General features: G+C 63.2%; 28 protein-coding genes. 14 read left to right on the top strand and 14 right to left on the bottom strand.

Features of this window, described 5'->3' with window-relative positions:
• The first annotated feature begins 11 nt into the window (after window positions 1-11).
• From sctJ to F7R20_RS08145, 9 genes are all read left to right on the top strand, one after another.
• Window positions 12-899 carry a type III secretion system inner membrane ring lipoprotein SctJ gene (sctJ, locus tag F7R20_RS08185; protein WP_013694482.1) on the top strand — a complete coding sequence of 296 codons (888 nt, stop codon included), beginning with the start codon at window positions 12-14 and terminating at the stop codon, window positions 897-899.
• Entirely contained in the window at window positions 896-1486 is a 591-nt protein-coding gene (locus tag F7R20_RS08180) for a hypothetical protein (RefSeq protein WP_003206581.1), read from the top strand. Before sctJ ends, F7R20_RS08180 begins: the two co-directional genes overlap by 4 nt.
• Entirely contained in the window at window positions 1464-2057 is a 594-nt protein-coding gene (gene sctL / locus F7R20_RS08175; RefSeq protein ID WP_003206583.1) for a type III secretion system stator protein SctL, read from the top strand. The genes F7R20_RS08180 and sctL overlap by 23 nt, the downstream gene beginning before the upstream one ends.
• A 570-nt stretch (window positions 2058-2627) precedes the next feature.
• Window positions 2628-2852: a type III secretion protein gene (locus F7R20_RS08170; RefSeq protein WP_003206585.1), complete on the top strand. Its 225-nt coding sequence runs from the start codon at window positions 2628-2630 to the stop codon at window positions 2850-2852.
• On the top strand, window positions 2839-3276 hold the full coding sequence (locus tag F7R20_RS08165) for a type III secretion system chaperone (protein WP_003206587.1): 438 nt from the start codon (window positions 2839-2841) through the stop codon (window positions 3274-3276). The genes F7R20_RS08170 and F7R20_RS08165 overlap by 14 nt, the downstream gene beginning before the upstream one ends.
• Window positions 3269-5419 carry a type III secretion system outer membrane ring subunit SctC gene (sctC, locus tag F7R20_RS08160; RefSeq protein WP_003206589.1) on the top strand — a complete coding sequence of 717 codons (2151 nt, stop codon included), beginning with the start codon at window positions 3269-3271 and terminating at the stop codon, window positions 5417-5419. Before F7R20_RS08165 ends, sctC begins: the two co-directional genes overlap by 8 nt.
• Window positions 5416-5625: an HrpT family type III secretion system protein gene (gene hrpT / locus F7R20_RS08155; RefSeq protein ID WP_003206591.1), complete on the top strand. Its 210-nt coding sequence runs from the start codon at window positions 5416-5418 to the stop codon at window positions 5623-5625. The genes sctC and hrpT overlap by 4 nt, the downstream gene beginning before the upstream one ends.
• A 6-nt stretch (window positions 5626-5631) precedes the next feature.
• Window positions 5632-6009, top strand: a complete 378-nt coding sequence (locus F7R20_RS08150; RefSeq protein WP_003206593.1) for a hypothetical protein — start codon at window positions 5632-5634, stop codon at window positions 6007-6009.
• 45 nt (window positions 6010-6054) lie between these two features.
• Window positions 6055-6504, top strand: coding sequence for a type III secretion system chaperone (locus F7R20_RS08145; protein WP_003206595.1), 450 nt, complete (start codon window positions 6055-6057; stop codon window positions 6502-6504).
• 155 nt (window positions 6505-6659) lie between these two features.
• Here F7R20_RS08145 and F7R20_RS31595 read toward each other — a convergent pair whose 3' ends face one another.
• From F7R20_RS31595 to F7R20_RS08085, 12 genes are all read right to left on the bottom strand, one after another.
• Window positions 6660-7163: a hypothetical protein gene (locus F7R20_RS31595; protein WP_003206597.1), complete on the bottom strand. Its 504-nt coding sequence runs from the start codon at window positions 7161-7163 to the stop codon at window positions 6660-6662.
• Between the two features lie 117 nt (window positions 7164-7280).
• On the bottom strand, window positions 7281-8381 hold the full coding sequence (sctU, locus tag F7R20_RS08135) for a type III secretion system export apparatus subunit SctU (protein WP_003206599.1): 1101 nt from the start codon (window positions 8379-8381) through the stop codon (window positions 7281-7283).
• A gap of 15 nt (window positions 8382-8396) precedes the next feature.
• The gene (gene sctT, locus F7R20_RS08130) at window positions 8397-9194 is read right to left on the bottom strand and encodes a type III secretion system export apparatus subunit SctT (RefSeq protein WP_003206600.1); all 798 of its coding nucleotides are present in this window, start codon (window positions 9192-9194) and stop codon (window positions 8397-8399) included.
• Window positions 9194-9448, bottom strand: a complete 255-nt coding sequence (gene sctS / locus F7R20_RS08125; RefSeq protein WP_003206603.1) for a type III secretion system export apparatus subunit SctS — start codon at window positions 9446-9448, stop codon at window positions 9194-9196. Before sctS ends, sctT begins: the two co-directional genes overlap by 1 nt.
• A 9-nt stretch (window positions 9449-9457) precedes the next feature.
• A complete protein-coding gene (gene sctR / locus F7R20_RS08120; protein ID WP_003206605.1) occupies window positions 9458-10111 on the bottom strand; it encodes a type III secretion system export apparatus subunit SctR in 654 nt (217 codons plus the stop codon).
• A complete protein-coding gene (sctQ, locus tag F7R20_RS08115) occupies window positions 10108-11211 on the bottom strand; it encodes a type III secretion system cytoplasmic ring protein SctQ (RefSeq protein ID WP_003206607.1) in 1104 nt (367 codons plus the stop codon). The genes sctR and sctQ overlap by 4 nt, the downstream gene beginning before the upstream one ends.
• Entirely contained in the window at window positions 11208-11777 is a 570-nt protein-coding gene (locus tag F7R20_RS08110) for a hypothetical protein (RefSeq protein WP_003206609.1), read from the bottom strand. Before F7R20_RS08110 ends, sctQ begins: the two co-directional genes overlap by 4 nt.
• The gene (locus F7R20_RS08105) at window positions 11770-12189 is read right to left on the bottom strand and encodes a YscO family type III secretion system apparatus protein (RefSeq protein WP_003206611.1); all 420 of its coding nucleotides are present in this window, start codon (window positions 12187-12189) and stop codon (window positions 11770-11772) included. Before F7R20_RS08105 ends, F7R20_RS08110 begins: the two co-directional genes overlap by 8 nt.
• Entirely contained in the window at window positions 12176-13534 is a 1359-nt protein-coding gene (locus F7R20_RS08100; RefSeq protein ID WP_003206612.1) for a FliI/YscN family ATPase, read from the bottom strand. Before F7R20_RS08100 ends, F7R20_RS08105 begins: the two co-directional genes overlap by 14 nt.
• Complete coding sequence (locus tag F7R20_RS08095; protein ID WP_003206613.1) at window positions 13534-14427, bottom strand: FHA domain-containing protein; 894 nt, start codon at window positions 14425-14427, stop codon at window positions 13534-13536. The genes F7R20_RS08100 and F7R20_RS08095 overlap by 1 nt, the downstream gene beginning before the upstream one ends.
• Window positions 14428-14584: 157 nt before the next feature.
• Window positions 14585-16672 (bottom strand): type III secretion system export apparatus subunit SctV, encoded by a 2088-nt coding sequence (sctV, locus tag F7R20_RS08090; protein ID WP_003206615.1) that lies wholly within the window; start codon window positions 16670-16672, stop codon window positions 14585-14587.
• The gene (locus F7R20_RS08085) at window positions 16669-17796 is read right to left on the bottom strand and encodes a TyeA family type III secretion system gatekeeper subunit (protein ID WP_003206617.1); all 1128 of its coding nucleotides are present in this window, start codon (window positions 17794-17796) and stop codon (window positions 16669-16671) included. The genes sctV and F7R20_RS08085 overlap by 4 nt, the downstream gene beginning before the upstream one ends.
• Window positions 17797-18115: 319 nt before the next feature.
• On the opposite strand from F7R20_RS08085, the gene F7R20_RS08080 reads away from it, so the two are divergent.
• Together F7R20_RS08080 and F7R20_RS08075 are read left to right on the top strand one after the other, a co-directional pair.
• Complete coding sequence (locus tag F7R20_RS08080; protein WP_003206618.1) at window positions 18116-18667, top strand: RNA polymerase sigma factor; 552 nt, start codon at window positions 18116-18118, stop codon at window positions 18665-18667.
• Window positions 18664-19260, top strand: a complete 597-nt coding sequence (locus F7R20_RS08075; protein WP_003206619.1) for a GNAT family N-acetyltransferase — start codon at window positions 18664-18666, stop codon at window positions 19258-19260. The genes F7R20_RS08080 and F7R20_RS08075 overlap by 4 nt, the downstream gene beginning before the upstream one ends.
• Window positions 19261-19444: 184 nt before the next feature.
• Here the strand turns inward: F7R20_RS08075 and F7R20_RS08070 are convergent, their stop codons facing one another.
• Window positions 19445-20659, bottom strand: a complete 1215-nt coding sequence (locus tag F7R20_RS08070) for a cytochrome P450 family protein (RefSeq protein ID WP_003206620.1) — start codon at window positions 20657-20659, stop codon at window positions 19445-19447.
• 228 nt (window positions 20660-20887) lie between these two features.
• Here F7R20_RS08070 and F7R20_RS08065 point away from each other — a divergent pair, with 228 nt between their 5' ends.
• Window positions 20888-22045 carry an EstA family serine hydrolase gene (locus F7R20_RS08065; RefSeq protein WP_003206621.1) on the top strand — a complete coding sequence of 386 codons (1158 nt, stop codon included), beginning with the start codon at window positions 20888-20890 and terminating at the stop codon, window positions 22043-22045.
• A gap of 135 nt (window positions 22046-22180) precedes the next feature.
• Here the strand turns inward: F7R20_RS08065 and F7R20_RS08060 are convergent, their stop codons facing one another.
• Window positions 22181-23308, bottom strand: a complete 1128-nt coding sequence (locus F7R20_RS08060) for a transglycosylase SLT domain-containing protein (protein WP_003206623.1) — start codon at window positions 23306-23308, stop codon at window positions 22181-22183.
• Window positions 23309-23495: 187 nt separating this feature from the next.
• Between F7R20_RS08060 and F7R20_RS08055 the strand changes: the two genes are divergently transcribed.
• Window positions 23496-23984 (top strand): CesT family type III secretion system chaperone, encoded by a 489-nt coding sequence (locus F7R20_RS08055; RefSeq protein ID WP_003206625.1) that lies wholly within the window; start codon window positions 23496-23498, stop codon window positions 23982-23984.
• Between the two features lie 11 nt (window positions 23985-23995).
• Window positions 23996-26113, top strand: coding sequence for a hypothetical protein (locus F7R20_RS08050; protein WP_003206627.1), 2118 nt, complete (start codon window positions 23996-23998; stop codon window positions 26111-26113).
• Window positions 26114-26239: the final 126 nt, after the last annotated feature.

Genomic DNA, 26239 nt, shown 5'->3' with positions numbered 1-26239 from the left:
GAAAGCCGGTCATGTCCATGCGCGCATTCTCAACACTGTTGCTGTGTCTGCTGCTCACCGGTTGCGATGAACGGACGGCGCTGCACAGCCATCTTTCCGAGCAGGATGCCAACGAAGTGATCGCCGAATTGGCGAACAAGAACGTGGAAGCGAGCAAGCAGGTCGATAAAGACGGGCTGACCGTACTGGTCGAGCCTGCCGACATGAACAGCGCCGTCCAGGTACTCGAGGCCGCCGGCCTGCCGCGTCGCTCACGCTCCAGCCTGGGGGAGATCTTCCGCAAGGAAGGGGTCATTTCCACGCCGATGGAAGAACGTGCCCGCTACATCTATGCGCTGTCCCAGGAGCTCGAATCGACGCTTTCACAAATAGACGGCGTGGTGCTCGCCCGGGTCCATGTGGTCCTGCCGGAACGGGTGGCCCCGGGTGAGCCGGTCCAACCCGCATCGGCCTCGGTGTTTATCAAGCACACCAATGCCCTGGACCCCGACAGCATTACCCCGCGCGTGCGCAACCTGGTCGCCAGCGGGATCCCCGGCATGGCCGATGCTACCCAGAACCCGACCAAATTATCGGTGGTCTTCGTTCCCGCCGCACCGTATCAGGAGCGGCGCAAGATGGCGTATTTCGGCCCGTTCCTCATGCAGGCCGACGACATCGGCTATTGGCGGGCGGTGACCGTGACGGCAAGCATCACCTTGCTTGCCATCCTGATGGGCGTCTTGTATGGCCTCTACCGGCTATGGCGCCAAGGCGTGTTAGTGCTGCCACGACTTCTCGATCGCAAGTTCAGCAAACCAGCCAGGACGCCCGCCGCCCCCCAAAGCAGCGCGACACCTGGGCTGTTCGCCGTGAAAAACCCGGGGACCAAACCCGACAGTAACGGGACCGCCGCATGACGGCGGAAATTGCATGGGTTCGCTGGTGGAGCCTCGCGTGGCGCGAAGCAGACCGGGGCTGGTATTCGCCGGCGCTTGGCCTGCTGACCGCGCCACAGATCGACGTCCTCGCCCGAGGGCAACATGCCGCGCTTGCCCACAGCTTCGGTATGACGCCATGCACGCCACCACCACCCAGCCCGGCGCTGCAATCGCTGTTCTGCGGCACGCCCCGGACCTTGGCCCTTGCCTGCGAATTGGTGGCGAACACTTGCGCACCGTTAACGGCAACACAGGCACTTTCGGCGCAGGACCGGGCCTGGTGCGAGCGCACCGCCAGAGCCCTGCGCCCGGGGCACTGGCTCGAACAAGACCAGGATCCACTCGCCCTGCTGCGCGCATGGCTGGACGAACGGGCCTGGGAACGCGCGCGCCTGGCGTTCCCACGCGACAGAATCATCGCCATCGAATCGGCGCCAGCCCCTCAACCGCCAGCCGCCAAGCTGAACACGCTTTGGCAGTCCGCCTGCTGGAAAGCTGAGCAAAGCCTGGCACCCTCGGCCCCTATCCAAACGGAGAGACACGATGCTCGCTCGGCGTTCGCTTGAACTGCGCCCCGATGGCCAGGGCCTGTCGCAGCCCTACATCGCGCGCGAAACCCTGGTTGATTGTGCCCGCGCACAGGTCGTCCTCGAACAGGCCCAGGCGCAGGCGGGGCAATTGCTTGAACGCGCCAACGCAGAGGCGGACGCGACCGTGCTCGAGGCTCAAGCGCAATTCTGGGAAAAGGCCGAAACCTTGCTCGCCGCATGGGACACCCAGCGTCAAGCCATGTGGGAGCGGATCGAGAGCAGTGCTGCACATTTGGTCAACGAGGCCCTGGGGACGCTGTTGAACGAGGTCCCGCAGCAGGCACGCATCGATGCGCTCGTCCGCCAACTGGCGTCGCGTCAGGACGACCCGATCAGCGCCACCCTTCGCTGTCATCCTGAAGACCTGGCAAGCCTGACCCGGAGCCTGGGCACCGACAGCCGACGCCCCTGGACGCCAGTGGCCGATGCCGACATGGAACGACATCAACTGAAGCTGGAAACACCAGGCGGTACATACCAGCTCGACTGGCCCACCGCCGTCGAGGCCCTGCGTCTGCCCGAACCACAAAACATCACCGCAAGCTGACCCTCCGCCATCGCGAGCAAGCTCGCTCCCACAGGGGATTTGGGGTGACTGCGATGCCTGTGAACACCCCGGAAAAAACTGTGGGAGCGAGCTTGCTCGCTCCCACAAATGGATCGAAGTACGACCGGGAGAGCCAGGTCGGCTACTAGGCCGCCTCGCGGCGGACGTTGATCTCGGCGCCCGGTTAACCACGATGGCCGAACGCAGGCATTGCGTAGTGGGCACCTCGGCATGGATGCCGAGGTAGCCGCGCTGGGCCATGGATGGCCCTTCGCGGCGGGCCCACGGAGCAATGCCTTCGTTCGGGCATGCCGAGCCTAGGCGAGGCACCGAGTGGTGGGGCAAAGCCTTTTTGGTTACTTTTTTGGCGTCTGAAAAAAGTGACCCGCCGTAAGGGCGGAACCCTAAGCAGCCGTTACCGCAGCAAAGGATATGTACCCGGTCAAAGAAATCCTGTCCGGATACTAAGGCCACCATCACCCCGTCAGTTTTTTTCCTCATCCGCGCGGAACCGCCAACGGCATACCCACCACTCACACCGTGAACATGCCTAGCCCAGAGGAACCGCCCATGTCTTCCGCCGATGCCGTCCAGCGCCGCCTCGACACCTACTTCCAACGCGCGACCGACAACGTCAACAACGCTGCGATGAACGCAGCAGAAAGTCAGTCACTCGACGACATGCACTCATTCGTGACCAGCATGAACGGCATGTCCGTCGCGGTGAACGCAGCCACTCAACAGACCACGGCCCATCACAACCTCGCCAAGGCGATCATCGATGCAATGCCATGAGCTGCGCACACAGCTCACCCGCTGGAGCGCCAGCGTCGATGGCCCGGAGCACTTCACCGTTGTCATCGACGATGGCGACGCAACGTTCAGCAAGCTCGAAGAGGGCCTGCTGGTATCGGTCGAGCTGAGCGTCCCGGCGACACGCGAGGTGGCTCTGGAAGACCTGCTTCGGCTGGCGCACCCAAGCCTCTCGCGATTTCCCGGCGCGCTGGCCCGTTCGCCACAAGACGGCCGGTTGTGGCTACTGGCGCAACTGCCGCCGGACAGGCACATCGACGACTTGATCGAGGTGCTCGAAGCACTGCTCAACCAGCGTGACACCTGGCAATCGATTCTCAATAAAGACCAACGAGCCGTTGCCGCGCCAGTGGCGCGACGCCTCTCGCACTCTCACTTGCTCGGAACAGGAATCCGTCATGCCTAACAGGTGGCTTGCACCGTACCGCTTGATGACCGCAGGCAAAGTACACCTTCGCCAGTTGATCGCACACCGCTGGACGGGACCTTCGCTGATCGCGCTGGCGCTGACCGGTGCACTGGGTGCTAGCCTGCCGGCACAGGCGGCAGTCCCGACCGACTGGAAGAACACGCCTTACGCCTATGACGCCCAAAGCACGCCGCTGGCCAAGGTACTCGGCGACTTCGCCAATACCTTCGCGGTGCAGTTGGTGATCGATGGCACCGTGAAAGGCACCGTCGACGGCCGGATGCGCGCCGAAAGTCCCCAGGCGTTCCTCGACAGGCTCGGCCTGGAAAATCGCTTCCAGTGGTTCATGTACGGCAACACCTTGTACGTCAGCCCCTTGCAGAACCAAGACTCCACGCGCCTGGAAGTATCCGCCGATGCCGTCCCGGACATGAAGCAGGCCTTGACCGACATCGGCCTGCTGGATCCGCGTTTCGGCTGGGGTGAATTGCCCGACGAAGGCGTGGTCCTGGTCTCCGGCCCGGAGCGCTACGTGCGCCTGGTGGCGCAGTTTGCCGAAGTGCGCAAGACACCCGAAGAGAAGCAGGAAGTGATCAGTTTCCCGCTGCGCTATGCCACCGCCGCCGACCGCAACGTCAAGTACCGCGGCGAAACGCTGGTCATTCCCGGGGTCGCCAGCATCCTGAAAGGTTTGCTGGAAAGTCGCAGCGCCGTGTCGGGGGGCATGCAGACGGCCTCTCCACAGGCGTCGTTCCAGAACATGCAGAACCAGCAGTCCATGACCATGGGCAATATCGAACAGTTGGCAATGAACGGCATGGGTCGTCCGAACACCAGCCGCGTACCATCCGGCGCGAACAGCGGTGCAGGCGGCCGGGGCAAGATCCGCGTCGAAGCCGACGTGCGCAACAACGCGGTGCTCATCTACGACGCCCCCAAGCGACGGGAAATCTACACGCCGCTGATTCGCGATGTGGACGTGCCGCGCAAGCTGGTGGAAATCGACGCGATCATCCTCGACATCGACCGCACCCAACTGGCCGAGCTGGCCTCGAACTGGAACGTCGAGAGCGGCGACCTGATCGGCGGCGCCTCGATGATTCGACCTGGCGCCAGCTCGACGGTGTTCATTCAGGACTACGGCGATTTTTCCGCGCAACTGAGGGCCCTGGAGGGCCGTGGCCTGGCCTCGGTGGTGGCGAACCCGTCGGTACTGACCCTGGAGAACCAGCCGGCGGTCATCGACTTCAGCCGGACCGAGTACATCTCGGCCATCGGCGAGCGTGTAGCCACTGTCGAACCCATCACGGCAGGCACCAGCTTGCAGGTCGTGCCCCATGCCATCGAGACCGGGGGCCGCAACCAGATCCAGATGTCCCTGGAAATCGAGGACGGCCGTATCGAACCCTCGGAGGTCGGCCAGCAGACGCCCAGCGTGCGCCGGGGCGTAGTCAGCACTCAGGCTGTCATGGGGGAAAGCCGGTCATTGGTGGTAGGCGGTTTTCATACCGAAGAGACCGGCGACAACCTCGAACGGGTGCCATGGCTGGGTCGCATCCCGCTGATCGGGCCGCTGCTGTTTTCCTCGACCACCCGCGAAACCAGTCGCCGCGAGCGGGTGTTCATCCTGACGCCGCGCCTGATCGGTGACCAGGTCGACCCGGCCCGCTACATCTCCGCCCTTGACCGCGAACAGGTCGACAGCGCCATGGCCCGCCTGGAAGAGCGTCGCAACGGCACCCGCCCCGTCGGTCGTATCGAGGTCAGCGACGTGCTCGCCCAACTCGCCGACGGCAACATTCCGGCCACGTTCAAGCAAGCCCCATCGATTCCCTATTCGCCCGACACATTGTGCGCGTTGCAACCCGGGCTATCGCTGGACGCCGCCCGGGCCCAATGGTTCGCCGGCCCCGATTACGGCATCGCCGTGGGCGTGATACGCAACGACGATCAGCGGCGCTTGCGTTTCGACGAGGCAAGCTGCGGCAGTCGCTGGACCCTGGCCACCTCCGCCTGGCCGAAGGTGTGGCTTGAGCCCGGCGAGGAAACGGAAGTGTTCGTGGTCATGAAACAACCCACGCACACGCCAGGCGGCGAGCGCCCTTCTCTTCTGCAAACCAGCGCGAGGACCCTGCCATGAGTCGCACGCCACTGCTGCTCGTTTTATTGCTGAGCCTGCCGGTGTTCGCCGGCTGCGCGAACCGCTCGGGTTGCCAGGGCGATGCCTGCAGCCGCGCCGAACCGGACAACGGTCGGCTGGTGATCTGGTGGTCACCCGGTATGCGCGGCGGCCTTGGCTCCCCCGAACACCCACTGGACCATTCGGTCGTCCCATTGGAGAACTGAAACGCTATGTCTTTTTCGGTACACAGCGTAAGCACTCGCCAGGCCTTCCAGAAGAACATCATCGCCGGCATCGCAACGTATTGGGAAATAGCCCCAGGCATTGAGTTCTGTCTGCGACGCGAGCCTCACAGCGTGGGGCTTGCCTTACAAATACAAAGCCAGGCGCTGCGTGCAAACCAGATCCAGCATGCCCTCGAACGGCGTTTCGCCCACCCGACCGACTACGCGCAGTTGTTCGTATTTCTTGATCCGCAGCGAGCACTCGTGGTCTGGCAGGCGCTGCCGGACTCGTCGATATCCATTGAACTGCTCGATGAAATCCAGTCCCGGCAATTGTCACTGCTGGGCCTGGAAGACCTCGACGACTACTCAGCCACGTATTGAGGAAAACACAGTGATTCATACAGGCTTTATTCAGGGAGGTTTCCCATGACCGTCGCACCGCTTGCCCAGCGCTTGATCTCGGCCCTCGCGGAACATTTGCATGCGGACTTGCAGTTGGAAGGTGGCGTGTGCGCGCTGTATGACGCGAGCAACCGCGAAGCCGTGGTCATCGAGCTGCCCGGTCACGGCGATGTCGCCATCCTCCATAGCTCGATCGATGTACCTGCCCACGCGCCCGGTTTGCACAAGCGCTTGCTGGAACTCAACTTTCGCTTGGATCTGCTCGGCGGCAGTTGGCTGGCCCTGGATGACAAGAGCAGCGTTCGCTTGTGTGCCCATTGCCCACTGGCGATGCTCGATGAGGTGCAGTTCTGCCATTGGGTCGTGGGCTTCATCGCCCAGGTCGGCGACGTTCGGGCGCGCTTGGCGGTGCCTGCAACGCCGGGCGGTCCGCGTCCGGCGTCGCTCAACATGAGCCGCACCCGATTGGGATAGGCACCCGTGGCCTGGAATTACTACCGCGGGACTCTGTAGGAGCTGGCGAAGCCTGCGATCTTTTGATCTTTCGCTTGAGATTCAAGTGTCTTTGAAAAGATCGCAGCCTCGTTGCACTCGACAGCTCCTACACAGGGTTATGCAGGCTCATCGCTTTATCGAAGCTTCATCGCCTCGCCACCCTCCTGCATGACTTTCCTTGCGCTGTCCATGAAGCCCTTGGTGACCTCCGTCACCGTATCGCTCATCAGCTTGGCCATGTCGGCGGAGCTTTTAACGAGCAACATGGCGCTCTGGCGTTCCTCCATGCCCATTTGCAGCTGGAACTGCTTTTCCATCAACTGCTTCTGACGGGTTTCCATCTCGCTCATGAAAGAGTCCGGTGTGCGGCTGGGCGTTTGCGCGTCATCCAGCGGTTGCGTGTCATTCGGTGCCGCCGTGTGGTTGGTGTCTCGCGTTCGGGTGCGGCCGCGCTGATGCACCGCCGGTGGTGTCGAGGAAGAACGTCCCCGATCATGCAGGCTCTGGGTGCCTTCGCGCTGCTGCGCCTCACGGGGTCGTTGGCTCAGCGAGGGTGAGCGCGATGGCGATAAGCTGTCGGTGCCCCGCAGGGCACCTGTGCCCCCTAAGGGGCTCGTCAGGGGTCTGGGTTCGGGCATGGGAATCCTCCACGAGTCGATGTCTGTGTGGTGGGCACTGTCGGCAGGCCGGTATCCTCCGGACGAGCCTGGCTCATTCCCTGAGTGGCAAGCGCGTGCGCATCGGTTCCATCGACCTCAACGCTGGTTCAACTCCGGAATCTCGATGACCTCGCCCTTGGCCTCGTCATCCAGTTCGCGCAACACCCGATAAATGTGGGCAACCGCCTGGAGCGTTTCCCGAGGGATATAGGCGCCGACGTCTTCACGGTAGATCGTGCGCGCCAGCCAGATGCACTGGATAACCGGAACCCGCGCCACCTTGGCCCGCTCGATCAGCGCCCGGGCCTCGGCATCGACACCTTTGACGATCAACTGCGGCAGCGGCGTTTCCTCGGGGCGATACAACAGCGCGACGGCAAAGTGGGTGGGGTTGACCACCAGCATGTCGGCGTCTTCCACCGGTTTGGTCTCTTTGTTGACGGGCTGGTCGACCAATTGCCGGGCCAGGCTGCGGCGATGCATTTTTACGTGGGGGTCGCCTTCCATTTCCTTGAACTCCTTGCGCACCTCTTCCTCGCTCATGCGCAGGCGCTTGGCGAAGAAATATTTCTGCAGGCCGAAGTCGAGAAGCGCCAGCACCAGCAACACGCCCAGGCAGATGTGCATGATGTGCCGAAACAGGCTGGCCAGCCCGCGCCAATAGCTGTTCAGGTCGCCGTTGACCAGATTGATCAACGACCCGAGTGCAGGCAGGGTCACCAGATAAATCACGGTGCCGATAAACACGGCCTTGACCAGCCCCATGAACAGGTTGATCAGCGCCTGGCCGGAGAACATCTGCTTGGCCTGGTTCATCGGGTTCAAGCGGTTCGGGTCGGGCTGAAGGGCCTCGGGGGCAAACAGGAAACCGAACTGTATCCAACCGGCCACCAGGCGCGTGACGATCGCCAACCCCACGGTCATCAAGGTGAAATTGAGCAACACGCCACCGGCATGAGCCAAGGTCTCCTCGAAGGCACGCACGAAATCGACATCCAGCCGATGCAGCGGGAATGTCACCATGTCTCCCAAGGCCTGCATGCTGTCGTCGGCCTGGGTCAACGCCACTTCGGTGATCGCCGCAAGCACCAGCAGGCTGCTCAAGTCCTGGCTTTGGCCGACCTGGCCCTTGTTGCGCGCGTCGCGAATCTTCTTCGGCGTCGCCCGCTTGGTCTTTTCTCCACTGTCTTCGCTCATGCCCGAAGCCCTCCTTCAGGGTGACGGCAACAACAGGTGCAGCAGATGCCGGATTTCGCCATAGCGACCAAGACGGCCCGTCATCGCATCCCACAGCGTGGGCAGGTAGAACAGCAGGAAGCCCAGGCCGATCAGGCTCTTGGCCGGCATGGCGAGGACGAACACCTGCAATTGCGGGCTATACAGGCTGAGCAACGCCAGGCTGAACTCCACCAGCAACAGCAAGCCGATAAAGGGCGCCGCATAGAGCATCATGTGCATGAACATTTCGCCGAGCAGCCCGAGAAACACGCCGAAGCCGTCCGCGCCAGGCAATGGAAACCAAACGGTTGGCGACCACACCAGGTAGCTGTCCCAGATCACCTGGGTCAAAGTGCCAATGCCCAGGGTGGTGACCAGCAGCAAAATCGTCATCTCCTTGAACAGCAGGCCCAGGGGCGTGGTGTCGCTGCCGAGCGCCGGGTTCAACTGGCCACCAATGAGCGCACCGCGCTGGTTGTCCAGCAAGGCACCCACCGACTCGTACAACCAGAACGGCATCGCCAGCAGCACCCCGAGCAAGAAGCCCAGCACCAGCTCCTTGAACATCAACCCGGCCAGCGACAGCCAATTGACCTGGGCGTCGATCAGCGCCTGGCGAATACCCGGTGCCGGCAACATGCCCAGGGCAAACACAACGGCATGGCGCGGCAAGCCTCGCAGGTGCTGGAAGCAAAATACCGGGACCAGGTATGCGACCGGGTAAATGCGCGCCATGCCAAGCGCGATCGACAGCAGCAAGTCGAAATACGGGCCGAAAGCCTGGGCCGTCATCAGGTGTTGGCCATCATTTCGAATGCCCGGCGCAGCAGTCCCAGCAACTCCACGCCGATCCAGCGCCCCGTGACCAGCAAGGTCAACCCGACCGCCACCAGCTTGATGCCGAAGGGCAAGGTCTGGTCCTGGATCTGCATCAAGGCCTGCACCAGGGAGGTCAGCACACCGACAATCACCGCCACGATCAAGGGCGGCGCGGAGAGCAGGACCACCAGCAACATGCCTTCCTTAAACAACGTCAGCGCGTCCATCGCACATCCTCAAAGATAGGAATAGAAGAGGCTGTCGAGCAATTGCGTCCAGCCCTGCACGAGGACAAAAATCAGCAGCTTGAGCGGCAACGAAATGGTCATGGGCGCGACCATCTGCATGCCGAGCGCCAGCAGCAGGTTGGACACGATCAGGTCGATGACAATGAACGGGATATAGATCAGGAATCCCATCTGGAAACCGGCCTCGAGCTCCGACAACATGAAGGCCGGGATGAGCAGCATCAGGTCATCGCGGCTGGCCTGCTCGGCGCGTTCCTTGGGCCACATCCGCTGGGTGTTTTCCAGCAAGTGGGCGAGGATGTCCGGGTTGGTATTGCGCGACATGAAGGCCTGCAACGGTTTTATCGCGTTCAAGGCAGAGCCTTGCAACGCCTCGGTATTGCTGAAATCCAACGGCCGTTCTTTCACCTGTTCGGCGATGTTGTGGCCCACCGGCGCCATGATGAACAGCGTCGCGGCCAGGGCAATGGCATACAAGGCCATATTGGGTGGCACCTGCTGCACGCCGATGGCGTTACGGGTGATGGTCAACACAATGGCTATCTTGAGAAAGGCGCTGCAGATGATCAGCAGCAAGGGGACCAGCGAAATCCCACCAATGAACAGCGCCAACAGAAAGGGGTCGACCCCCTGGAAGCTCATCCAGCCACATCCACGTGAGCGATTTGCAGGCCCAACCGGCCATCGACCTCGACCAGCTCACCATGGGCCAGGGCACGTTCGCCATAGAACAGCGCCGCTGTCCCCGGTGCCACGCCTTGCACTTGCAGCACCGCGCCGGGCGCCAGATTGCGCAGCTCGCCCAAGGTCAGCTGCAAATGACCGCAGCGTATCGTCAGCGCCAGCGGCAGGTCGTCGAAGCGCTCGGGGACTTCGGCCGCGACCGGCTCCGTCATCGGCGCTTCCTCGGTGTCAGCGGCGGCATAGGCCGACTCCGGGTGCTCAGCCGCCTCGGCGGCTTGGGCGTCAGGTTCGTAGCCGGTGCTATCGTCCCAGTCCGGCGTCAGGATGTCGGTGTCGGCGGTGGTGCTCATAACGGTCTCCTCCAGAGCGAGCAAGGTCAGGCGCAACGGCGCGGCACGGCTGTGAACCCGCACCTGCAAACAATGCCGGCCCAGGCGAATCAGCCCTTGGCCGGATGAATCGAACAGAGCGGTTTGCGGCACCAACACATCACCGGGGCGCAACGTCGCCAACTGCCCGGCGGCCAGCGCCAGGTGTCCCAGTTCCAACGGAACATGCAGCACGAAGCCCGCGATCCCTGGCGCTGCCGGCCGCTGCCAAGGCGTAGCGCGAAGCAGCCCCAGCAGGGTCGCACCGGTCATTTCCAGATGGCTCGTGACGCGGGCCGCGCCCACCCTCACGTCGAGCCGGCAGGCAATGCCCTGCACCGCGGGCCCGGCCGCTGGTTTGATAAAACCGAATGCCTGGCGCAGGGGCTCGCCCAGGGTTTGCTGGAACAGCGACCAGAACCACGCGTCATCCGGTCCGGGTTCGGCAGGCAGGACCACCGGGCATTCACCGAACAGACTGAGCACCGCGCCGGGCTCGTCCAGGGTAAAGACACCATGGGCACACGCCAGCACACACGGCGTCCCCCCAGCGGTGCCACCCGGGGTCAGTTCCAGCAGGCCCGCCTCGCCCGCCACCTCGAAGGGCAACCGGACGCCAATGCCTAATAGTCGCCGGGCGGTGGCGTCCTCGCTGCCTACAGTCGGCAGCGCCAATGCATGGACTGTCATGTCGCGCTAACCTCTTCTTCCCGCGCCACACGCACGCTCACCGGCTGGCCCAGGCTTTGGGTCAGTGCCTCTTCGAGACGCCCGGATCGACTCGACAGCCGCGCCTGTACGTCGACACTTTCGCTGCTCAGGCCGATGTCCCACCCGCACGCCTCGCCTAGCCGCCGGGCGGATACCTTTATGCGGCCCAGGTTGGGAAGATGCAGCAACAGGTCCAATTGCTGGTCGAGCGTGGCACGCAAGCGTGGCGTGAGCTGGTCGACAAACGCCTCCTCTTCACCGCCCGGAAGATTCACCAGGCCCGACAGCGAACCGGTGCCGGCGCTGTCATCCTGCGTGCCGCCCCGTGGCGCATCGACCCATTGGCGGAACCAGTAACCGTCACTGCTTCCTGCCGTCATGTCGGGGTCACGCCCGGTGGCAGGGGCGGACTCGCGTGCCGCCGGACGGCTTGCCCGGCTCACCTGGGCAGGCGGTTGCTCATACGCCCGCGGCGGATGCCGGACGGGGGTCGCCGAGGGATTGCCGTGCGGTGTCGGCGCACCGCGCACGCTGCGTTCATTCATCGCTGGGGGTCTCCACCAGGCACTCCATCATTGCGCTGAGCTTTTCCAGATCTCGCCGGCGCCCTTGTAGCTGCTGCTGGGCAGCGGCCGTGTGCTGTGCCTGTTGCGCCTGTTCATCGTCCAGTGCCTGCACTGCCCGCGCTTGCTCGGCCAGCTCGCCGATCAAACGACGTTCCTGGGTACTCCAGGCATTCAGTTCGCACACGCTCAACGCCCGGCCACGGTGCTCGCCGTACAACGCCTCGCGCTGCACCACCTGCTGCTCACGAGTCGACTGCATCTGCGCGCGCGCGGCGGCAACCGCGGCTTCGCGCTCACGCAAAAGCTCACGCTGCTGGCGCCACGCCCGCTCGGCTTGCGCTTCGCGGTGGCGGCGTATCGGCGCCAGGGCGTCCAGATCAGCCCGGGACATAAGCGGTCAACTGCTGCAGGTGGGCGAGCGTGGACGCAAACGGCTCCGGCTCACGCAGGTCCTGGCGCAGAAAGGCGTCCAGGGCCCCTCGCGACTCCACCGCCAGGTCGGTCAAGGGGTCGGCGCCGGCCTGGTATTCGCCCAGGCGCAACATCAATTCGATTTGCTCATAGGCCGACAGCAATCGACGCAGATTGATGCCCGCCCGCAGGTGCTCCGCCTCGGCCACGTTGGCCAGGGTTCGCGACAGGCTGGCCAGCACATCGATTGCCGGGTAGTGGCCGCGTTCCGCGAGCTTGCGTGACAGCACGATGTGACCGTCGAGCAGCGAACGCACTTCATCCGCCACGGGATCGTTCATGGAGTCCTGCTCGATGAGCACCGTATAAAAAGCGGTGATAGCGCCCTCGTTGGTCAGGCCGGCCCGCTCGACCAGACGCGGCAGCAAGCCGTAGACCGACGGCGGCAAGCCACCGCGCCCCAACGGCTCGCCAGCGGCCAGGCCGATCTCACGCTGGGCCCGGGCGAATCGGGTCAGCGAATCGATGAGCAGCAGCACGCGTTGGCCCCGGGCCCGGAAACCCTCGGCCAATGCCGTGGCGGTGAATGCCGCGCGGGCGCGTTCCATGCTGGAGCGGTCAGAGGTGGCGCACACCAGCACCGCGCGGGCCCGCAGTTCATCATCCAGCTCATGATCGAGAAATTCGCGCAGTTCGCGCCCACGCTCGCCGATCAGGCCGAACACGATGACATCGCAGTCAACGTTCCGGGCAATCTCCGCCAACAGCGTGGTCTTGCCACAACCGGCGCCGGCGAACAGCCCCACACGCTGGCCTTCACCGAGCGTCAGCGGGCCGTCGATGGCCCGTACGCCGGTCCTCAAGGGCCGTTGGATACGCGGTCGTGCGGTGGGTGCAGGCGCCTCGCCAATCACTTCCGAGGCATGCAGTACATGCGGGCCGGCGAACGCCCCCGTCCCGCCGTCCAACAGGGGCCGGCCGAAGCCATCCAGCACCTGACCCAGCAGCTCCGGTCCCACGCACACCCGATGCGGCATGCCCAGCGGCTCCACCGCCGCACCGACCCGGATCCCCTCCAGGCCGCCCAGGGCGCTGAGCAGGGCATCGTGCTGGTCGAAGCCGACAATCTCGGCGAGCAGCGGCTCGCGTGTGTCGCGCTCGACCCGGCAGAGGTCGCCGATCTGCGCCCCCGGCAGTCGGCACTGTAGCAAGATGCCGCTGACCCGCTGCACCCGCCCGCGCACCATGACCGGCGCGAAGCGACGCAAGTGCGCCAATTGCCCGGCCTCCCAGGCCTCCAGTCGCGCGATGGCCGCCTGCGTCATCACCAAGTGACCTCGTAGCGTTGGTCGCCCTCGAAGGTGACTTTGCCGCTGTCGATGGCAGTCAAGCGCAGGCCATCGATCTGGTCACCCAGGAACAACCGACGTCCATCGGCCGTGACCACATGACCATGCTTGCCGCCCACGATCTGGGCGATCTGAAACGGCAGCTTCGTCAGCCGTTCCTTGACGTTGGCCGTGATCCCGACCGGCGTTTCGTAGCGGTCGTGGAAGCGCTCGATCAGCCGTTCGACCATCGCCAGGCGTTGACGCGGCAACTCGCCCACCAGGACCAGCCGGTCGCCCTGGCTCTCGACCCGCACACCGGCGCCCAAATCACGTTCCTGGAGCATGCGATCAAGCTCCAGGCGGACCGCCTCGACATTGTCCAAGGCCACCTTGCTCTGCTTGAGCTGCTGGGCCGGGCTGCGCGCCACGGTTTGCGCCGGCTGGCTGGTAAAGGCCCAGGCGCTGGAGGCAACGGTGATCACCGCTGCGGCAATGGCCAGGCGCTTGGGCCACGACGGCCGTGTCGCGGGCTTCAGGGTTTCCCGTTCCGCCGCCAAGTGCGCGGCGTCATCCAGCGCCGCCTCTTCGGGCCAAGGCTGATCGGCCGGGGCCAGGCACAGCCAGACGCCTGCCACGGCAAATGGGGCATTGCTCTGCAAGGGCTCGGCCGCAGCCCAGGGCTGGCCTTGTCCATCGCAAACCGTGCCCTCCAGCAGTTCCAGCAGCCACTGGCCCTGCACCTGCCGCAGGCCCACGTGACGCCCACAGATGCCCGGATCGTAAAGCGCCAGGTCGGCATCCTCGGCCGCCCCGACCACCCATTGCTCGCCAACCAGCGGCAACGCCGCACCTCGGTGCAGACCACTCAAGACTCGCAGTTCGAACATGGTCAATTCCTCAAGGGGCGACAGATGCTCGCCCACGGTCCGGTTGTACGACGGGGCACCGGCGGCCCCCGTCCTCTGTCACAGCCAGGCCATCGAACGCACCTGGATTTGCATCGTTACGTGGAGACACCGCTGCTGGCGTGCCAAGACAAGCCCCTCACGCGGCATCCTCCATCCGTAGTTTTTCCTGCTCGAGGTCAAAGCGCCCCAGCACGGTGACCTGGGCGTTGCTGTGCAACTCGCTGAAGGCGAGTACAGGCACGTGATTGAACTCGTCGCGCAACAGATCGCGCAGCGGCGCCCGCAAGTCTTGCGCCACCAACAGCACGGCCACGCGCTTGGCGCGCAACGGGAAACCTTCGCGCAACTGCATCACCAGGGCGCGGGTATGCAGGCTTTCCAGGGCAAAGAAGGTTTCCGTCTGGGTCTGGCGCAACGCGTCGCGCAGCAGGCCTTCGGTTTCCGGCGTCAACAACCACACGTGCAGGCCGTTTTCGTCGCGGTACTGGTGATAGATCTGCGACTTCAGGGCGATGCGCGCGTAGTCGGTCAGCGCACCGACGTCACGCTCATGCTGCCCATGCTCGATCAACGACTCGGCGATCAGGCGCACTGCACGCAGCGGGACGCCTTCGCCGGCCAGGCGCTGGAGCACGGCGGCAAACCGCGCCAGTGGCATGGTCCGCTGCAGCTCCTGCACCAGCTCTGGCTGACCTGCTTCGAGCCAACTGAGAATCGACTTGCTTTCCTGAAGCCCCAAGAATTGCGGGCCCGTGGCGAACATGGCGCGGCTCATCCGCTCCACCAGCAACTCGGCAGCCGGCACCGCCTCCACGCGTTCGTCCGCCAGCAGCGGATCGTCAGGCGTCAGCCATAGCCACTGCTGCTCGTCACGCACCTCGTTGCCGACCAGCCCGTCGCGCGGTTCGAACGGCAGCGGCCCGCGCGCCACGGCAATACGCTCACCGAAGGTTGCCCGCAACATCGGCACCTCATGCACACAGAAGCGGAACTCGTCGTCTTCCAGCAGCACGCTGTATTCGATCTCAAAGGGCGGCAAGGTCAGGCCAAAGCCGGCCACCAGCGCGTTACGCTTCTTGCGGATCGCCTGGATGACTTCCTCGGCGGCCGCATTGCCTTCCATGGCTTTGGAAAACTGCAAAAGAAAGGCGCGGGTCGGGTCGAAGCTGCGCAGGTCTTCAGCACCATTGTGTGCGGGAGCCACGACCTCCGCTGGTTGTTTGCCCTGGCGTACCTGCCGTGCGCGCGAGTACAGCTGAACGATGCCGGCGGTGCCGGTGATCAAGGCGATGACGATGAACACCAGCGTGGGCATGCCGGGCAAGGCCGCAAAACCGAGCATCCCCACCGAAGCGATCACCCAGGCCTTGGGTTCGGCGGTCAATTGCTGGGCGATTTCCTTGCCGACGCTGCTACCCGCTGGCTGCCCTTCCGGCGACACCCGGGTGATGATCATGCCCGCAGTAAGGGAAATCAGCAGTGCCGGAATCTGCGCGATCAGACCGTCACCGATGGTCAACACGGCATACAAGTGCATCGATTCGGACGCGCCCATGTCGTGCTGCATCATGCCGACCGTAAAGCCGCCGATGAGGTTGATCACCACGATCACCAAGCCTGCGATGGCGTCGCCCTTGACGAATTTCATCGCCCCGTCCATCGCACCGAACAGCTGGCTTTCCTTGTTCAGCTCCTCGCGGCGCCGCCGAGCTTCAGTGACATCGATCAGGTTGGCGCGCAGGTCGCTGTCGATGGACATCTGCTTGCCCGGCAGCGCATCCAGCGTGAATCGCGCCGCCACTTCGGCGACCCGCTCCGAGCCTTTGGTGATCACCAGGAAGTTGACCACCGTCAGAATGAGGAAGATGACCAACCCGACCGCCAGGTTGCCTCCCACCACAAAATTGCCGAACGCCTGGACGATATGACCGGCGTCGCCCTGGAGCAGGATCAATCGGGTGGTCGCCACCGACAATGCCAACCGGAACAGCGTGGTCAGCAGCAGCACCGCGGGAAACGAGGAAAATGCCAACGGCCGCGGCAGGTACAGCGAGATCACGATCAGCAGGCAGGAGATACAGATGTTGATCGCGATCAGCGCATCGACCACCGGGGTCGGCAAGGGCAGGATCAGCATGAACACGATGCCGAGCACCACGAACGCCCCGACCACCTCGATGCGCCGCACCGCTTCGTTGGCGACTTTGTTCAACAGGGCGATCATGAGCGCGCTCCAATCACCGGGGCAGCGGTCTGGCATCGGGGCTCGCCACGGGAGCGCTCATCGAGCAGCACCAGCAGGTTCTTCAGCGCTGTCTGTCGGCTTTTGCTATCGCGCCAGAGGGGCAGCGGCAAACGCTTGAGCAAGGGGTACAGGCCGTTCAGGGAGACCAGTTGGTCCCGCTCCTCTTCTCCACCCAATTCACGCCCGATACGCCGTACTTCCGCCGCCGACAGGCCACTGCTGACAAACCCCAGCATGCGCTGGAGCAACAGCACGGCCGTGAGCTGGCTGGCCGGGCAACTGTAGGCCAGTTGCTCGAGCAAACGGCGGCAGCTGTGCAGGACACTGCCCAGTTGCGTCGAGGCGGCCAGGCCGATCAACAGCGTGCGCAACAAGGCGGTAGGACGTGATGGTGTGTGCGCAGCGATGTCGTCAGCCAGTGCCCGGCGCATCATGTCCAGCCCCGGCACGAATGCCGCCTCGCCGAACAGACCAAGCAACGCCTGCATCATGGTGGGCAACGACTGCTTGAGCACCACGGTGTCGTAATAGAGTCGCCGTACCGCCTGGCGCAGTTCAGGATCGCCCCCCGCAGCGCGCAAGGCCTCGGCGATGTTCATGCCCGCCTGGATCTGCGCGCCATAACGCTCGCGCAACAGCTGCAGGTAGTCGCGAGCACGCTTGGCCTCGACGAGACGACCTTGCACTTCGGCCTCGCGCAACGCTTGCTGCAGGATCAGGTCGGTACGGGCCGGGTCACCACCGGTGGACTGCACCACCTCTTCAAGCACTGGCTCGCCACGCAGCAACAAACCAGCCTGGGCGGCCATTGCCCCCAGGCTCTGCTTGCCTGGGTGGCCAAGTTGGTCGTACCACTCCTCCAATTGCTCACGCGTCTCGACCCGCGTCTGACCCACTTCGCTACGAGCATTGCGGATGCGCCGCTGGCTCAGCGCCTTGGTATTGCGCTCCACGTGATGGCTGAAGGTCATGCCGACCTCCTCCATCGAATTGGACTGCACGGCCTGGAACGACTCGACAGGCGTGCCTATGCCCACGACGGCCGAAACGGCCTGGGCAAGGTTGGCGGCAATATGCGCATTTGTCGGGGCTTCTACTTTCATGATGGCCGTGAGCGTGGTTTCGGACGCTCAGTGGGTGGCGGCGATTCAGCATTCAGTTCCATCACGGTGATGACCTTTTCTGGCCGATTCCAGTGGGTTGGCCACAGGCCTCTTCCCGAGCGTTTGCTCGGTGCAATTTCATGCAGTGGGACTTGGGACGCCTGTGCATGACCTTGCACAAATAGAGCAAAAGCACTAGATAAAAATGCTTGTTTATCAATTAGATAACTCGTTAAACGGGCTTGGCACAGGTCCTGCTGATGGGAGGAACGTCGACATGTGGATCGACGCTATGGAACCTACCCAGAGGGATTTATTGATGAACAGCCTGAATCTCATGGCCCCACCGCAAACCTCCCCGGCACCCACCGGTGCGCCAGGCATCTGCTTCGGCGAGGAACGCAAGCTGCGTCTGTTTGTGCAAAAACGTGTACTCAATCAAGACGACGCCGATGACATCATCCAGCTCACGTACCTGGAAGCCTGGCGCAACCAGCAGAAGTTCAAAGGGCTGGCAAAGCAGGACACCTGGTTGTGCGGCATCGCCCTCAACCTGATCCGCAACCATTTCCGCCGCTTCTACGCGCAGCCGCCGCTGACTACTTTCGACGAAAGCGAGTTCCACGAGTCCAGTGACGACATTGACCTGAGTGAACTGTGCGACAACCGTCGGCTGTTGGACCGTACGCTGTTAGCCATGGACGCGCTGTCCAAGGACATGCGCGATACTCTGTGGACCGCCGTCGATACCGAGAGCAGCTACCGCGATGCCGCCGAACGTCTGGGCGTCCCCATTGGCACCGTACGCTCAAGGTTGTTTCGTGCGCGTGAACAACTCAAACGAAGCGTCTATGGAGAAGCCCGGCCATGACCAATAATCGCTTGAACAGCCGGCCCGACCTGCCACGTGGCGTGCGCCGCTACACCCCCGACGACTTGCCGGTGATGACAGATATCTTCAACGAAAGCGCTCTGGGAGGTACCAGCTCCCCCGTGCTCAGAGCGTTTTCCCTGAAGGAAATGACGTTTTTCGTCGACTGCTTCGTCAAAGAGGGTGATCCGATCTACGTGCTCGAACGCGCTGGCGAAGTCGTTGCCTGGTTGATCGTCAACCGCTTCTGTTGGGGCGCCCAGGCCTGCCGATTGACCGGTGAAGTGTCGATCTACGTACGCGGCGACCACATTGGCAGCGGCGTCGGCATCCGCCTTGGCCAAGCTGCGGTGGTGTTGGCCAGGCAGTATGGTTTCGAGACGCTGGTGGCCTGGATCATCGAGCACAATGAGGCCAGCAAACGCGGCGTACAAGGGCTTGGCGCGACCCAATGGGGACGCTTTCCAGGGATTGCCCGGTTCGCTGATAACCGTGCGGACGTCGTGCTCTATGGACTGCACCTGACGCCAGGCGACACGGCATCCACCACCCTTTCAGCGCCAGCGCAAAACAAGGAGACCAGCCTGGTGTAAATCCACGGCTCGTCCGGCTGGACAGTCGGGCGAGCCGCCTCTTTTTTCGGCATGGGCCTGCGCTCATTCGAGCCGATGCCATTTTTTGCACAGCCCTCACAGCCCCCGCTGTTCAATCGATAAACCCGTGACGAGGGAGCTTGCTCCCGCCGGGCTGCGCAGCAGCCCCTTTTTCATGAACACCTCAGCCCACCGACCAACACACCGGCAACGCCTCCGGCCCCCTGAAGTTGGGCACATAGCGCCAGCGTACGGCGCCGGGATCGACCGCCAATTGCAGCCCAGGGCAGCACCGAAGAAGTGTGTTCAATGCAATTTCCAATTCCTGCCGGGCCAACGAGGCGCCCAGGCAATAGTGCGTGCCTTTACCGAACGACATGTGCGGGCAGGCCGGGCGAGTGATGTCGAGCGTGTCAGGATTTGCACACAGCGCTTCGTCACGATTGGCCGAACCCACCACCGCGATCAGCAGTTGCCCGCGCAGCAAACGTTGTCCCGCCAGTTCGGTGTCCCGGGTAACGAAGCGGACCATGGCCCGCTCCACCGAGGAGTCATAGCGCAGAAACTCCTCGACCGCGCCAGGCATCAACGCCGGCTCGTCACGCAATCGCGCCAGCGCCTTCGGATGCTGCACGAGCATGTGCACCGCATTGGCGATCATCGATGCCGACGTTTCGTGCCCGGCGATGATCAGCAGCGCGATCATGCTGCACAGCTCACTTTGGCTGAGCATGCTGCCCTCTTCCTCGACCTGCGCCAGCGCCGAAACCAGGTCATCGCCCGGCTGTGCTCGACGCCGGTCGATCAGCGCGAGCATGTAGCCCGCGAATTCGTTGTAGCAACGCTGCAACTCGCTCAGGTCGTGCCCCACCTGCTGGACGATCATGTGGGACCAACGGCGGAAATCGTCACGATCTTGTGCGGGGACGCCGAGCAGCTCAGCGATGACGGTGATCGATAAGGGGAATGCATATTGGCCCACCACGTCCATTTGCCCGCTCGACCGCACGGGCTCCAGCAAGGTCTCGGCGATCTGTTCGATACGCGGCCGCAGGGCGTTCACCGCCTTCAAGGTGAACGCCTTGTTGACCAGGCGACGCAAGCGGCGATGACTGTCGCCATCGCGGTTGAGCATGTGGTCGTTAAGAAATGCGATGGATTGCTCACCGCCGAGCATCGCAGCGAACTGCGCATCGATCCGCGACGGGTCACGGGCGAAGCGCTCGTTGTCCAGCAGCACCTCCTCGACTTCCCGAGCGCCGGTGACGTACCACATCGGTAGCTGCCCTTCGGCCTGGCTGAAGAACACCGGGGACGCTTGGCGCAGCGCCGCATAATGCCGGTAAGCCTCGCCGCGAAACGCGTCGCTATTCAAATCAAGGGTACGTTCGTAAGCCATGAACACTCTCCAGGGGCATCAATCATTGCTCCTGAGTGGCAGGGCTCGCCAAAAAAGATCCCTGTGGAAGCGAGCTTGCTCGCGATGGCGGTGTATCAGTCACTTCAATGTTGGCTGACGCACCGCTATCGCGAGCAAGCTCGCTCCCACATGGGGTCTACCTGTCGGTGAACCGTTTGCACGGCCACGGTCACTCAAAGGAAACACCAACCCGTATGTGGAGCTGACATGACGCGTGCACTTGCTATCCATGGCCAATGCGACACCCGTTTCGAACCGGTCAAAGCGGCGTTTATCCAGCTGATGCAAAGCCCCTTCGAACGCGGCGCCGCCCTTTGCATCCAGATTGACGGCGAAATCGTTATCGACCTGTGGGCCGGCATTGCCGGGCCGGAGCCGGACAGCCATTGGCAGCGCGACACGCTGCTCAATCTGTTTTCCTGCACCAAGCCCTTCACGGCGGTGGCGATCATGCAACTGGTCGGCGAAGGACGCCTGGACCTGGACACGCCGGTCTGCCAGTACTGGCCCGAATTCGCCAACGCCGGCAAAGCATCCATCACTGTGCGCCAGGTGCTTTGCCACCGCGCCGGGCTGCCGGCGCTGCGCACGCCCCTGGCACCGGAAACCCTCTACGACTGGCACACCATGACCGACCTGATCGCCGAGGAAACTCCCTGGGCCGCAGCCGGAGAACAGCAAACCTATTCACCCTTGCTGTTCGGCTGGATCCTCGGTGAACTGCTTCGCCGGGTGGATGGCCTGACGCCGGCGCAAAGCATTCACCAGCGAGTGGCGGTGCCGCTCGGGCTGGACTTCCACCTCGGCCTGGACGACGCGACCATCGCACGCTGCGCCTACATGGCACGGACCAAAGACGAGATCGACGACGAAGCGTTTGGCCGGGTGCTGACGGACGTGCTCAACGAGCCGACCGCCATGAGCACACTGGCCTTCGCCAACCCACCCATGGTGCTGGGGCGCAGTAACGAGGCGGGCTGGAAACGCATGACCCAACCGGCGGCCAACGGGCACGGCAATGCTCGCAGCCTGGCGGCGTTCTACACCGGCCTGCTCGATGGGCAACTGCTGGAGTCACCGCTGCTCAACGAAATGTTGCGCGAGCACAGCGCCGAATACGACCCGACCATCCAGACCCGAACGCGTTTCGGCCTGGGCATCATGCTCAACCAGCCAGACGTGGCGAACGGCAGTTATGGCATGGGCAACGAGGCGTTCGGCCACATGGGCGCCGGTGGCACCATCGGGTTTGCCGACCCTGAACGCGGCGTGGCATTCGGCTTCGCCTGCAACACCATTGGCTCCTACGTCTTGATGGACCCACGCGCACGCGGCCTGGCCAATGTCGCGATGGGCTGCCTGTAGGCCCTGGATGATCAGCTCAATGCTATTCATTTAAGCGAAAGATCAGGTTGTGGGGAGTTGTGGAAGATCGTTCCTCACGCTCCGCGTGGGAATGCCGCCAGGGACGCTCCGCGTTCCGCTTCTGGAAGCAACGGCTCACACCCCTGGCGGCACTACCACCTCCGCCACTTGCGGCTCGGCCGTATCGGTATCGGGTGAGGCAACCACTTGTTCTTCGCTACCGGCCACGCGGGGCAGCGCGGCCTTGGCGATCATGTCCGGCTGGGCCAGCAACCTGTGCGACGCATCCAGGGGCATCAGCAAGCGTCCCCTGGCCCGGCCACGCACGGCAGGGTTGAGCATGCGCAACTCTCGCTCATGAACACCGGACAACTGTGCCAGGTGCGCCAGGTCCACGGGCTGCGCCAAGGCGACCATCTGGAAATACGGCTGGTCGGCGATGGGCGCCAGGCTCACGCCATAGTCGGCGGGCGTATTCACCAACTGCGACAGCGCCAGCAGCCGCGGCACATAGTTCTGGGTCTCGCCGGGCAACGACAGGTTCCAATAGTTGGTCGCCAGGCCGCGGGCGCGATTGCGCGTGATCGCGTCGCGTACGCGCCCCTCCCCGGCGTTGTAGGCGGCCAGCGCCAGCAGCCAGTCGCCGTCGAAGTAATCGTGCAGGTAGGACAAATAATCCAGGGCGGCCCGCGTCGATGACGGAATGTCCCGGCGCTCGTCATAGTCCCCCCGCTGCTGCAATTGATAACGGCGCCCCGTGGCGGGAATGAATTGCCAGAGGCCCAGGGCCTGGGCAGGCGATTGGGCGTTCGGATTGAACCCGCTCTCGATGGCTGGCAACAGCGCCAGTTCCAGCGGCATGTTGCGCTTGTTCAGTTCACCCACGATGAAGTGCAAGTAACGGCTGCCGGCGCGCCCGGTCTGGGTGAGAAAAGCCGGGCGATCCATCAGCCAGCGGCGCTGCTCATCGATGCGCGCCACACCCTGGGTCTTGGCCTGCAAGGAAAAACCCTGGCGCATGCGCGTCCACAGGCTGCCGCCACCGTTTTGCGGGGATGACTCGCTGATCTGGATGATCGTGTCCGTAGGCGCCGGTTCAAGCCAGCGCAGTTGCGAGCGGTAAGGCTCGTTGGCGAACGGATCGCCGATGGTCAACTGCGGTTCGAGGTGCTGGCAGCCATACAGCAAGGTCCCCATGGCCAGCATGGACAACCCTTTAGGGACGAATCGAAGGGCCGGCAAAGGTGCAAGTGATCGGGGCATGGGCGGTCAACCTTGAATGAGGTGGCGCCATTGGGTGGCAGATCACCGGACAGCGGTTCCACGCCGATCACCTCGATCATCGCCATCGGACGGCAGCGGCGTGCAGTTGGAACCGAAATGCCGCAGGTGTCACTCACCATGGGCAGCAGGCGCTCGTCGGCGCCTGGATGACAATGCGAGGTCACTCATGGCGTCACCCACCTATTGCAAGCTGATCGATCAGCTCTGCGAACTCACAATGATTCCTACCCCGTCAGCGTTCTACGAGCAGGCGAACCTGTCGGTCAAGGATGTGGACTTTTCCCTGAAGCACACCCCTGGCGTGGGTGAGGGAGACGTCTTTATCTACTGCAGCTTCGGGCCATTGCCGGTGGCGAATCGGGAAGCGGTCCTGCAACGGCTGCTGGAAACCAACCTGTACCTGCTGAGCGGCGCGTTCTGCCCTTCCCTGTCCTACAACCGCGACAGCGAACAGGTGATCCTGATCGGCCACGTCCCCCTGGAAACCCTCACGGCCGAGCGCCTGCTCGGGCTGATGGGCGGTGCCGCCGACATGGCGCTGATTTGGCGCGATGGCTACTTCTTCGACGGCGCCAACCCAAACGACACCGCCAAGACCGCCCAGCACAAACCCACCCCCCGTAGCACCGGGCTCAACAGCGCCCTGTCAATCTAGGAGAGCACGACATGCCAGATTTATCAGTAGGACGAAGCACCAGCTCGGCGGCGTTGCACCAGCAGGACGATCGGATCACGCCGGTGGGAACCAGCCTCTCGGGGCAGGTTCGGCCCTCCACGAATCCCCTGGTGCCTTATCACTTCGAAGGAAAACCGACCGAGCAGACCCAGCAAACGCTCAAGACCAGGCAACATCGCCTGACGGGACAGCTCAGAAACCTCAGTGACATAAACCCCAACAGCGACCCCATTGGCTACGCACGAGCGCATATGAGCCTGGAAGGTACAGTCTTGGACTTCGCGCCAGGCACAAGCTATCAAGACGTACAGAAGCACCTGACCGAACTCGGCGGCACGCCTCACCCGATGCTGTCGGGCCACGAAGAAACCGAAGCATTCGTCAAGGACTTCAACGAGTACCTGGGCAAGAACGAGGACGCCAGGAAAGAGGACGGCGGTTTCAAAGCCGTCTGGGACAAACACTGCGAGCGCATGGGTAATACCCTTGGCGCCTATCATTCGTTGTGCCAGGAAGTCATCGATAGCACCACGGAAGAGAAGGACCTTGCGCCTCTGCAAAACAGCCATGAAGCCTTCCGCGGTTATGCCAAAGGCATCATGCAAGCCATGACGCAAGACATGCCCACGCGCTTGAATACCTTCATGGAAAGCCGAATCGAGCATGCGCGCAGTGCAATGACCAATCAGAGCCTTTCCCAGCCCGAACGAGACCAGGCGACTGCTGAACTGAACCAACTGATCACGGTTCAGGAGGAGTTTGACGATTTCCAGGAACAGGAAGACAACAGCCCTAGCGAACTGGCAAAGGCGACGAAGAAAAACGACACTTTGGACACCGCGCTGAAGAACGTCGGACGCCAGGACTATGTCGCTGACCTCAAGACCCACAGTGGATTCCTGACGGGCCTGGCGGTATTTGCCGACGCAGGCATCCCGCAGGGCCTCGCTTCCTCGGCTCACTTCGGTGCCGCCACCGCGGCGATCGACGAGAAGCTGGCGGGTACGCACCTCGCCGGACATGCTGCAGGAACATCGGCGGTCCTGGGTGCAGCCCATAAGGTGGTCAGCGACAGCGCCCGTCCCATAATCCAGACCATCGTCGACAAAACCATCGGCAGTGGCCTGGAGAAGGTTGATCCGCTGTCGGTATACCCCAAGGCCCTGCAGGACATTACGGTGGGTGGACGTCGGGTCGCTAATCCTCAACGCGCGGCCATCGACAAGACGCAGGAAGACAAGCGCACCGGTTTCCTGCTTAAACAGAATGCCAATAACTTTGGCACCATCAGCGGCGACTTCACCGGTTACCTGGCTTTCGGCGCGGCTCACGCGGTACGAGAGACCCTGAATCAGTTCACGAGCGTGAGTGCCTCGGGCATCGGCGCTCGCAGCCTCGCCTCCGCCGTCGGTGGCGCCTTCATGGCCGGCGGCCAGGCAGTGGCCAAATACTCTCAAACCCACGGTGACGAGAAGATTCCAACCTATCGGGTCAAAAACGAAACACGCGAATGGAAGGAGCTGCTGCCCAAGGCGCTGGCCGAATCAAGCAAAGTGCTACCGACCAACATGACCAATATCAGTGACTATGCCAACCGGATCGTTGGCGTAAGCGCAGGTATTACCATGCGTACCGCAGTGGGAGACGCCGCCGCGGTAGGGGAAGATGCCGAGACGCTGGAAAAAATGCAGCAGATCATCACGACCTTCTTCTCCTCGGGCCTGACGCTGCTTCCGTTCTTCGCCAACAGCGTGGCGGCACCGCTGGAAAACAAAGCGCTGAACGACGGCAAGGACGACCTGACCGCACGCGCAAACGTACCGTGGCAGAACATCACCAATCCAAACCGGGACAGCCTGCCCCATACCCAACCCCCAGGTGTGGGACGCGCTGGCGAGAACCTCTATACCGCCGCTCGCGGCGCTAGCCAGCTGGCTACGCAAGCCACTGTCGCGGGGCTCAACGTAGGAGCCGAGTGGATTCAGAGCTTGGCCACGAGGCCTAAAGACCCAGGCGCTGGCGACAATATGGAGCTGGCGGAACGCGGCGAAGCGCGGCCCCAGGGCGGACCGTCCAACGAACCTGCACCCACTACCCGGCCAAGCTGATGAAACCGCCGGGCCATCGTTCGATGGCTTGACGATCACCGGTTGAAACGCCCTCCTACGCCGGTCGCAGGAACCTCCTGTGGCCGGCCCTCGCGACACACGCCGACTCATATCCCTTTGCGCTTC

Source organism: Pseudomonas brassicacearum subsp. brassicacearum, assembly GCF_008801605.1.
GTDB lineage: Bacteria > Pseudomonadota > Gammaproteobacteria > Pseudomonadales > Pseudomonadaceae > Aquipseudomonas > Aquipseudomonas brassicacearum.
This window is presented reverse-complemented; position numbering and strand designations above follow the sequence as displayed.